At 67.1% G+C, this 9,973-nt stretch carries 4 protein-coding genes and 1 pseudogene; all 5 read left to right on the top strand.

Going from position 1 to position 9,973, the window contains the following annotated elements:
• A pseudogene (locus tag AB0J47_RS18665) lies at positions 1 to 309 on the top strand (hypothetical protein); the annotation flags it as partial.
• Positions 310 to 404: 95 nt separating this feature from the next.
• Complete coding sequence (locus tag AB0J47_RS18660; protein ID WP_364346954.1) at positions 405 to 788, top strand: hypothetical protein; 384 nt, start codon at positions 405 to 407, stop codon at positions 786 to 788.
• Between the two features lie 561 nt (positions 789 to 1,349).
• On the top strand, positions 1,350 to 2,888 hold the full coding sequence (locus AB0J47_RS18655) for a hypothetical protein (RefSeq protein WP_364346952.1): 1,539 nt from the start codon (positions 1,350 to 1,352) through the stop codon (positions 2,886 to 2,888).
• 99 nt (positions 2,889 to 2,987) lie between these two features.
• On the top strand, positions 2,988 to 3,377 hold the full coding sequence (locus AB0J47_RS18650; RefSeq protein ID WP_364346950.1) for a hypothetical protein: 390 nt from the start codon (positions 2,988 to 2,990) through the stop codon (positions 3,375 to 3,377).
• Between the two features lie 972 nt (positions 3,378 to 4,349).
• Positions 4,350 to 9,971 carry a MobF family relaxase gene (mobF, locus tag AB0J47_RS18645; RefSeq protein WP_364346948.1) on the top strand — a complete coding sequence of 1,874 codons (5,622 nt, stop codon included), beginning with the start codon at positions 4,350 to 4,352 and terminating at the stop codon, positions 9,969 to 9,971.
• The last annotated feature ends 2 nt before the right edge of the window (positions 9,972 to 9,973 follow it).

Genomic DNA, 9,973 nt, shown 5'->3' with positions numbered 1-9,973 from the left:
AAATTCCAAGCGGTCTCCTCGCGGCGAAAACACCCTGACCACAGGGGATTCTGCCAGCCGGACCGATACGGCAAACCTACGGGTTTCGGGATAGCCAAGGTCACCCGGGTCTCTCGCAACACCGGTGGTAGCGGCAACGGCTACAGCCGTTCCTCCACCGACCGACCCGCCAGCGAGGACCGCTCCCGCGACCTCGTCGGCGCGGCAGCAACCAGCAGCCGCAACGCCGGGACCGACGACCCGTGGGCCGTGAACGGTGCGGGCTCCTTCGGCGGTGGATCCCTCACCGGCGACGAACCGCCGTTATGAACGACCTTGGTCGACCCGATAGCACCACACACCCGCGACTCGTTCCCCGTTCTCCCATCCCCTCTCACCCGCACCAGGAGACCACGATGCCCTCCATGAACACTCTTACCGCCGCACCTGTGACTCGGCTCGGGGTCGGTGATCTGGATCGTCTGCTCCACGATGAACTCGGTCCCCACCCCTACTATGCCCAGGTCGCTGACGCCGTCGCGGTACCGATCGAGGACGAACTCGCACTATGGGTGCGGACTCCCGCCCGCGAACCCGGCGCTGATCTTCGCCTGCATGCGATCGCGACCGCCGCCACCGACGCCGCCCGCACCGCACCCGAGGCGGTCGCTGCTCGCCGGGCCCGCCGCACACCCCGTTCGGTGGCGGCCGTGGATCTGCGTCACCGCACCCGCGATGCTGCCCACCGACAGGCCGCCGAAGCCGAGATCGACGCCTACTTCGCCGACCGCGATCTGCTGGCGGCCTGAGCACTCCGGTTCCGCGAAGAAGGACACAGTCAACAGGAGCAGAAAGGGCCGGGTGGGATGTCCGGGGTGTTCGTCTGCCCGGACACCCCGCCTTCCTGAGGGCTACCAGCGCGGCGGGCGCACCCGCGCAAGAGTCGCGCAGTCGGAGTGAATCCGCCTCGCCCATGAACCTGCTCCGACACGTTCAGGCCGCCGTCGCAGCGCTGATGATTGCGTGAAAGTCGGGTGTGGCGGTGAGGGAGGGCTGACCGTCTGGCCGTCTGCCCCGCCTTTCCGAGTGCTACCAGGGTGGGCTCCCGCCACGGCTGCGGGCCCGCGCCCGCCCGTCACCGAATTCGCCCGCGCCGCACCCCAGCGACAGGCGGCGGCCCGGTGGCCAGCGCCCGCGAATTCGGTGCCGCCCGATCCGGCGCGTTCCCTCCGCTGTGTCGGGCTCCCACCCTGGTCGGCCGCACTCAGGCGGGTCAGACGACCAGCCGCCCAGCCCCGTGCCGGGGTACGTGCTCGTGCGCGTCCGGTGCGGGGCCGAGCTGTCTCTTCGACGACTGAACAGGAACCGTGATGACCGCTACGTTGAGCAATGCCGACACCGCGACTGTTTCTCCGTTCGCCGACGCGCTCGGTGAGATCGAATACCTGCTCGAGGTCAACCCAGACACCGCGCGTGAGCGTTTCACCCACGTCTTGGCCCTGGCCACCCCGGCCGAACGCGAATTCCTCGACCGCGTCGCCGACCTGTTGACTCGCGCCCCCTACAAGGCCGCCGCCCGCCGGTTGGGGTGGATGGCCAAGAGCCGCCCCGAACTGCGCGAGATGATCATCGACCACACCGCCGACGGTGACCCCGGCCTCTACCGCCCCGAACTCCCCCAGCAGAGCGACACCTCGATCGAGGCCGCCGAATGGGTGCGCCGCTCCATCCGCGAGCGCCGCAACCGCGACCGGCTCACCGCCACCCCGTCGGCGGCGACCGACGCCGCGCGCCTGCGCCCCGAGGCCATCGCCGCGCGCCGCGCCCGCATCCCCGCACCCTCGCCGGTCAGTCTGCGCCACCGTGACCGCGACCTCGCCGTAGCCGAACGCCGCGAACACCAGTGGGCCGGCTACGCCGCGCACCGGCTGTACGGGATCGACACCGCACCCGAGACCGACCGCACCCCACCGGTGCCCGAACCACGTAAACGAGCCGACCTGCTGTGGGCGCACGTGCAAGCCGACCTGTGGGAGCGCAGCTACTTCCTGCACATCGCCCACTGCTACACCGAAGCCGACCGCCACCTGCTCGCCCCCGAAACACCCGAGCGCCACACCGGACACGACGCCCGCTACAAGGGCCTCGACGACGCGGCGCGGGAGTTCCTGCGCGAGCACGACACCGAACCCGAACCGTGGTCTCGTGTCCGGCGGGCTCGTGCCCGCCGCAACCAACCCCAGCTGCCGCCGCGGATCACCCCCGCCGACCAGGCCCGCTTCGCCGCCCGGCGCACCGGCATCCCCGTCCCCAGCGATCGCGACGAGTACCTGCCCTACACCGAACTCGACGTCACCGAATCCAGCTGGCAGGGCTCCGGGCTCGACTACGACCTCGCCGCGATGGCCCCCTACCTCGGGTGGCCGTGCGTCAACTGCTGGATCGACCGCGCCGCCGCCGACCGCCGACCCCACCACGCCCGCGACAGTCACCTGGTCAGCGACGACGGGCTGTGCGATGTGTGCCGCGCCGACGGGCACCCTGGCATCCCGGCGCTGCCCGCTGGCTTCGGCCTGCGCTCCTACGTGGAGTCCCGCTGCGCCCACATCGCCGCCACCCACCCACACCAGGTGCAGGGGCTGCTGGACCGCATCCGGGCCGCCGCCGCGAATACCGGACCGACCTGGCGGCTGATCACGCGCTGGATGGCGTGCAACCTCGACCAGCCCGCACCCGCACCGCGCCGCGATCCCGCCCGCCGCCCGCGCCGCAGCTCGGCCTTGGGAGCCGGGCAGCGCATCGGCCGCTGCGACGCCTGCGCCCGAAACGGTGTCGTCCACGCCGACAACTACTGCACAGGTTGCCGGATCGACCTCGGATTGGTTCCCGCGCGCACCCGCGCGGCCTGACCCGCGCTCGAACGACCCGTTGTTCGCCGGTCCGCCGCAGTGTCGACCTTCCCCTGCGGCGGACCGGTCCACCAACCCCCAAAGCACAGGAGCACCCTCATGCACCAACTGCCCACCCGAGCCCGCCGCGTCCTGCGCGCGCTGTCCCGGGCTGTGCACCCGACTCGCCGCAGCGAGGTCCGGGTGCGGGTCTATCTCAACACCGCCACGCCCGCGATGCTGGCTGGGTATCAGCCCGGCGCATCGCTGGCACTGGCTTACGCCTTCCGCATGCCCATCGACGGGCCGACCACCGACGAGGTGTTGCTCGAACGAGTCTTCGCCGCGTTCAACGACCACCCCGAACGCGACGACGACCACACCCACACCGACGCCTGGTATTCGAAACAGTTGCGGTCGCTGTCCGTCGGAGACGTCGTCGCTCTCGACGACCGCGCCTACGCCTGCGCATCGCTCGGATGGACACCCATCCCCGCCCCGCCGACCTGACCGACCGCCCTCACCACACCGACACGTTCCCGGTCCGGGTGGTCCGACCGAAGCGAGGGCTACCACGACCACCATCCAACTACCCCCAATTGGAAAGGGGACTCTCGATGCCCGACCGCACGCCCTACCCGCTACGGCCGCGACGTCGACGACCTGTGCGGCGACTGCCGCGACCTCCACGCACCGCAGCTTGACTTCAGTTCGTCTCCACACCGGCCCACCCACAACGGGTCTCACATCCCCGGTCCGCGCCAGTGTCATGCTCCCGCAGCGGACCGGACACAGCCACCGACCCCCTCACTCCCTATCCGCCTTGGAGGTACATGCCGTGACCAACCCCTGGCTCGACTTCCTCTCCGACCACTACTCCTCGATCTGGGTCCTGTGCTGGTTCGCCATCCTCGTGTACTGGGGACGCCCCCTGACCGAATCTCGCTGCCGCTGCCGCTGTTCCACCACCACCGCTACCGAACCCGGCGCGAGGTAGTCCAGAACCGCTCGCGCGCAGCGACTCCCGCCGCCCAGGCCATCCACTAGTCCTCACCGAATCGCCAACCCCACCCTCACGCCACATCTACACTCACCTCCACACGCACACCACCACGCAACCGCACTCACCCCACCTCCTCCACCACACACACCTTCACCCTCACCACCCCACTTCCCCACACATCCACAAGCACACCTCTTGCATCTGAGGTCACACCGGCGTTTATGGACGGAAATGCGGCAACCTAGCGGTCTCCCAGGTGGACGATCCGGAGCGGTTTCCGTGACATGGGTGCGCCGACCCGAGGATCGTTGACACGACAAGCTTCGTCGCAGGAGGTGAGGCGGCGGAGTCCGATCGTGCCGTCTTGTTGGCCCCTACTGTTGCGATTCGGTAACGACCAGGCGTTTTGCTTGATTTGACTAAAAAATAGTCAAATCCAACCCCTGGCGTAAATGGCCGGTCAGATGCTTGATGGATATATGACCGCGACGATTCATAAAGTCGCGGCGGGCAATGGGTATCAATATTATCTGCGCAATGTCGCCGCGAATGACGTGTCGGCTCGCGGCCGTTCCAGCCTCGCCGATTATTACTCCGTTCATGGGGAAGCTCCGGGCCGCTGGCACGGCACGGGCCTGGCCGCGTTAGGCCTGCAACCGGGTGACGAAGTCACCGAAGAACAGATGAAATCCCTTTTCGGACTGGGGCGTCATCCGAACGCGCATGTGATCGAAGCCCACGTCTACAACACCGAGATCGGCAAGGGAGCTAAGCACAAAGACGCCGCGCGGGCCGCCGATCAGGCGTCGCGTTTAGGTAATCCATTCCGGGTTTATACGGAGGTTTCCGAATTCCGTAAACGGTGCGCGGACGCATTCAAGCGGCACAATATGAAGCACGGATTCGATCTTCATGACGCTATTCCCGATGATGAACGTGCACGGATTCGGACCCGTGTGGCGTTCGATATGTTTTGCGAACAGTACGGTCGCGCGCCACTGAATGAGCGGGAATTGTCGGGGTGGGTGGCACGTAACTCGCGCCCGAACACGACCGCGGTCGCGGGTTTCGACATCACTTTCTCACCCGTCAAGAGTGTCTCGGTGCTGTGGGCGCTGGCCCCGCGCGCGGTCGCGGAGAAGGTCGAGGCTGCCCACCATGCCGCGGTCGATGATGCGCTGCGCTGGTTGGAGGAGCACGCGATCTTCACTCGGTTGGGTCGCAACGGGATCCGGCAGGTGGACGTCGACGGGATGGTGGCCGCCCGGTTTGTACATCGTGACAGCAGAGCAGGCGACCCCGATCTCCACACCCATGCGCTGATCGCCAACCGGGCCCGCACCGATGATGGGCGGTGGCGCACCCTCGATGGCACCGCGATCTACCGAGCGGTGGTCACCGTGTCCGAGATCTACAACACCCGACTGGAACACCACCTCGAGGATTTGGTGGGTGTGGAGTTCGCCGAACGCCCCAGCACCGATCCGTCCAAGCGTGCGATCCGCGAAATCGTCGGCATCCCAACCCTGTTGATCGAGGCGTGGTCGCGGCGCGAAGCCGCGATCAAAGAGCGCGTGGGGGAACTCGCCGCACGATTCCAGCACCGGTTCGACCGCGAGCCGACTCCCACTGAAATGTATGCCCTGGCCCAGCAGGCCACCCTCGAAACCCGACCGTCCAAACACCATCTACGGTCACTGGCCGAGCAACGCAGCACCTGGCGCGCGCAGGCGATGAGCCTGCTCGGCGGCCGGGAAGCACTCTCGGAGATGATCGTGGGGGTCTTGAATCCCGTGCGACCCCAGCGTGTTGCGGTGACGACGGCGTGGATCAATCGCACCGCGCAGCGGGTCATCGAGGTGGTTTCCGAGCACCGCTCCACCTGGCAGACCACGAATCTGCGGGCCGAAATCGAACGCCAGCTCCGCGGCCACATACGTAGCCGGGACTGGGAACAGGCCGCCGAACAGGTTCTGGCCGAAACGCTCTCGCCCGAGCATGTGATCGCGCGCGGTGACCCGGATCTGACTGACGAACCCGAATTGCACACGGTCCCAGGCCTGTTGCGTCGCCGCGACGGCACCAGCGTCTACACCGTCTCCGGTGTCCAGGTCTACACCTCGGCGCGGATGTTGTCGGTCGAACAGCAGCTGATCGAGATGTCGGTGCGGCCTGGTGGACGCCAACTCCGACCCGATCTCGTCACGGCGGCAGTGGACCGCTACAACACCCGCAATCCCGAACGCCCGCTCAATGCCGGGCAGATCAGCGTGATCGACGGTTTCGCCACCTCGCCTCTGCGGGTCCGCACCACGAATGCGCCGGCGGGAACGGGCAAGACCACTGCGATGGCCGTGCTCACCGACGCCTGGCACACCAGCGGCGGCCGGGTCCTCGGGTTGGCACCGACGGCGTCCGCGGCCGCCGAGTTGGGCAAGGCGATCGGCGCGCGGGTGGAGACCGTCGACAAGGTCCTCGACGTCCTGGACCGCCACATCCCGCGCCCGGACAACCCTGCGCTGGACCGGGATATACCGCCGTCGCTGCCGCAATGGATCCTCGATATCGACTCCGTCACGTTGGTGATCGTCGATGAGCACGTCAAGATCGGCAACCTCAAACGCCTACGGCTACTGCGATTTCTACACGACCGCGGTGCGACGATCCGCTGCATCGGCGACCCACACCAGCTCGCATCGATCGAGGCCGGCGGCGCGGACGCTGACATGGACGCGGCCGCACCCGAGGCGAGCATGACCCTCACCCACGTCGTGCGGTTCGCCTCGAACGCCGAAGCGACCGCGAGTTTGCAACTGCGCGAGGGGGATCCGGCCGCGCTGGGCTGGTATCTGGACAACGGCCGGATCCACGCCGGACACGAAGGTGCCACCCACGATGACGCTTACACCGCGTGGATCACCGACCACCTCGCCGGTCGCGATGCCATCATGCTCGCCGCTACCCACGAAATTGTCACCGAACTGAATGCGCGCGCTCGCGCCGATCGCATCACCCGCAATGGCGGTGTGGTCGGCGCGGAAACTGTTCTCGCCGACGGACTTGGGGCCTCGGTCGGGGACACGATCCGTACCCGCCGCAACAACCGTCGACTACGACTCGGTGACACCGATTGGGTCCGCAACGGTTACGCCTGGACCGTCACCGCGGTGCATGCGGATGGAAGTCTGACCGCCACACATCTGCATTCGGGCAACGAACTCGGTCACAGCGTGCGGCTTCCCGCCGACTACGTGGCCACCCATGTGCGTCTCGGGTACGCGTCAACGATCGATTCCGCGCAAGGAATCACCGCCGATTCGTGTCATGTCGCGCTCACCGGAGGCGAGTCACGCCAACAGCTTTATGTGGCACTCACCCGCGGAATCCACGCCAACCACATCTATGTGCCGACCGCGTTGGACGGTTCCGAAGGCTCGTTCTGGTCCGAACCCGCCGCCCATCCGCGCACCGCCGTGGAGATAATGCTGCGCATTTTCGGTCGCGACGGCGCACAAAAGTCGGCGCATACCATGCTCCGCGACGCCCTCGATCCGCACCAGCGGATCGGTCGCGCGCTCGACATCTACCTCGACGCGCTCGGTGTCGCCGCCGAAAACGCCCTCGGCACCGATGGACTCGAACGCCTCGACACTGCCGCGGAAGCGATACGCCCGAACCTCACCGACAGCCCCGCCTACCCCGTCTTGCGTCAACACTTGGCGATGATCGCGCTGTCCGGGCGCGACCCGATCACCGCCCTGCACACCGCGGCGAGCGCCCGCGAACTCGACACCGCCGATGATGTTGCCGCCGTATTGGACTGGCGTCTGGATCCCTCCGGCGCACACTCCACCACCGACGCACCCCTGCCATGGGCGACCGGAATCCCCCACGGGCTACGTCCGGAACTCGACTCCACCCAACTGTCTGCACGCGCCCGCATCGTCACCGACCTCGCCACACAAATCCGTGACGACGTCAAAGCCTGGACACCCCCGTCCGCACCGCACTGGGCTCGCCCGCTCATCGGGTCGAACCCACGCCTGCTCGCTGATCTGGCCGTGTGGCGGGCCTCCCTGCACATCGACGACCGAGACCCACGCCCTACCGGCCCCGCCCGCTACACCGTGGGCGAACACGAACACCAACAGCTGCTCGACGCCCGCGTCACCGACGCCCTCGGCGACATCCACTTGCCCGCCAACAAGTGGGCACCGCTGATCACACGCCTCGAATCCCGCATCCTCGATGACCCGTGGTGGCCGATCCTCGCCGACAAGATCGAGGTCGCCCACCGATCCGGAATCGACATCCAAACCCGGTTGACCCACGCGGCAGCACTACGAGCGTTGCCCGATGACATGCCCGCCGCGGCCCTGTGGTCACGCCTCGAGCTCGAACTCGTCGCCGCCGAGATCACCGGCACCGGCAACCTGAACCCTGACTGGACCAACGAACTCCACCAGATCATCGGCGAGAACACCGCACAGCGCGTCATCAACGACCCCGCCTGGCCGCGCCTGGTCGCCGCGATCGACCGCGCCACCGGCACCGACTGGACACCGAACGACCTCCTCACCACCGCATACGAACTCATCCTCACCGCCCAACCCGACGGTGCCGCGAACCTGCGTCCCGACCAACTCGCCAACGCCCTCGCCTGGCGCATCGACGCACTCCTACACGACCCCACCCACCCCGCCCAACCCGATCCCCACCAACCCCCGGAGCCCACCATGCACCCAGCCGAGCACCAACCCGATCCCGAACCACACGATCCCCGGCACCATGACACCAGCGCACAGCCGACTCCACGCCAACCGACCCAGCCACCACAGTCCGCCACCAGTGCTGAAACCCCGCTGTCCGACAGCGCCGCAACGATCGCCGCACTCATCCAGACCGGTGACATGGCAGCGGCGCGACGCGCCTTCCACAACGTCGCCGACACCCTCACCGACGAACAACGCGACATCATCGAACACGTCGCCACCACCCTCTACCGCAACCACTTCCGCATCGCCGTCGCGCGACTGCAGTGGGCCGCAGACCAATACCCCCAACACCGCGCACTCATCCACGCCTGCACACCCACCAGCGACCCACACACCTACCGACCAGCCACCGACGACATCCCGACACCGAACCGGAGCGACCATCACCGGCGCGCCGCACGCGACAACCCCGACCGCATCGACCGCACACTGCGGCGGCCACCGCGCCCCGATACCGATATCACCGCCGAACACGACTACTGGGACTACCTCGACAGCCGCAGCGATGTCGACACCGACCCCGACCATCTACCGAAACCCGACGATGTCCCGCACCGCTACTACCGCGAAAAACTCTGGGAAGACCGCTATCCCGACTCCGACGCACCCGACTACAACCGCCAAACAAGCCGCAACACTCGCGCCCTGCCGTGCGTGTCCTGCGGCATAACACGCGCACACCGCGACAGCAGACCGATCCCGCCACGCCGCAGCGACGACGGCCTGTGCGGTGAATGCCGCACCGACAATGCACCCGGCATCCCCGACCACCCACCCAACGAGCACATCCATGCCCGCTGCGACCACATCGCCAACACCCACCCACCAAACACCATCCTGGGCCTACTCAAACGCGATTGGCACGCCGCCCGCACCCTCGCTGAACGCCTCGCCATCGCAACCTGGGTCGAACAACATCCTCAGCCCGACACCCCAGCCGAGCCATCAGTACCACCGGCTGGGGTTCTCCTCGATGTATCCGATCCCGTGCAGATGCTCACCGACGACCAACTCGCCCAAGCCATCACCGATATCAGTCTGCGCATCGATCTTGCCGAGACCGAAGCCATCCTCTACGGGCCCGCACCCGGCACCGCAACCAGCGACACGACAGCAGTCGACGCCACCACCTGGCTCCAAGACGAACTCATCGACCTCAACACCGAACAACATCGCCGCACCCAACTCACACCCGAACAAACCGCCGCCGAGCACGCGCTACGCGCCCGCCACCAACACGACACAACCTCCGAAGATTCCCTCGACTACGATCCCGACCCGATCATCAATCCCGCCGTCGGCTACGACGAAGACTTCGGGTTGTAAAC

The sequence above is a fragment of the Nocardia sp. NPDC049737 genome (assembly GCF_040674755.1).
Lineage (GTDB): Bacteria > Actinomycetota > Actinomycetes > Mycobacteriales > Mycobacteriaceae > Nocardia.
Note: the sequence above shows the minus strand (reverse complement) of the source record. Positions and strands in the feature narration are given on the sequence as shown.

Coding starts and splice junctions, on each gene's coding strand:
- AB0J47_RS18660 (WP_364346954.1), top strand. CDS start 405: ATGAACACTCTTACCGCCGCACCTGTGACTCGGCTCGGGGTCGGTGAT.
- AB0J47_RS18655 (WP_364346952.1), top strand. CDS start 1,350: ATGACCGCTACGTTGAGCAATGCCGACACCGCGACTGTTTCTCCGTTC.
- AB0J47_RS18650 (WP_364346950.1), top strand. CDS start 2,988: ATGCACCAACTGCCCACCCGAGCCCGCCGCGTCCTGCGCGCGCTGTCC.
- mobF (WP_364346948.1), top strand. CDS start 4,350: ATGACCGCGACGATTCATAAAGTCGCGGCGGGCAATGGGTATCAATAT.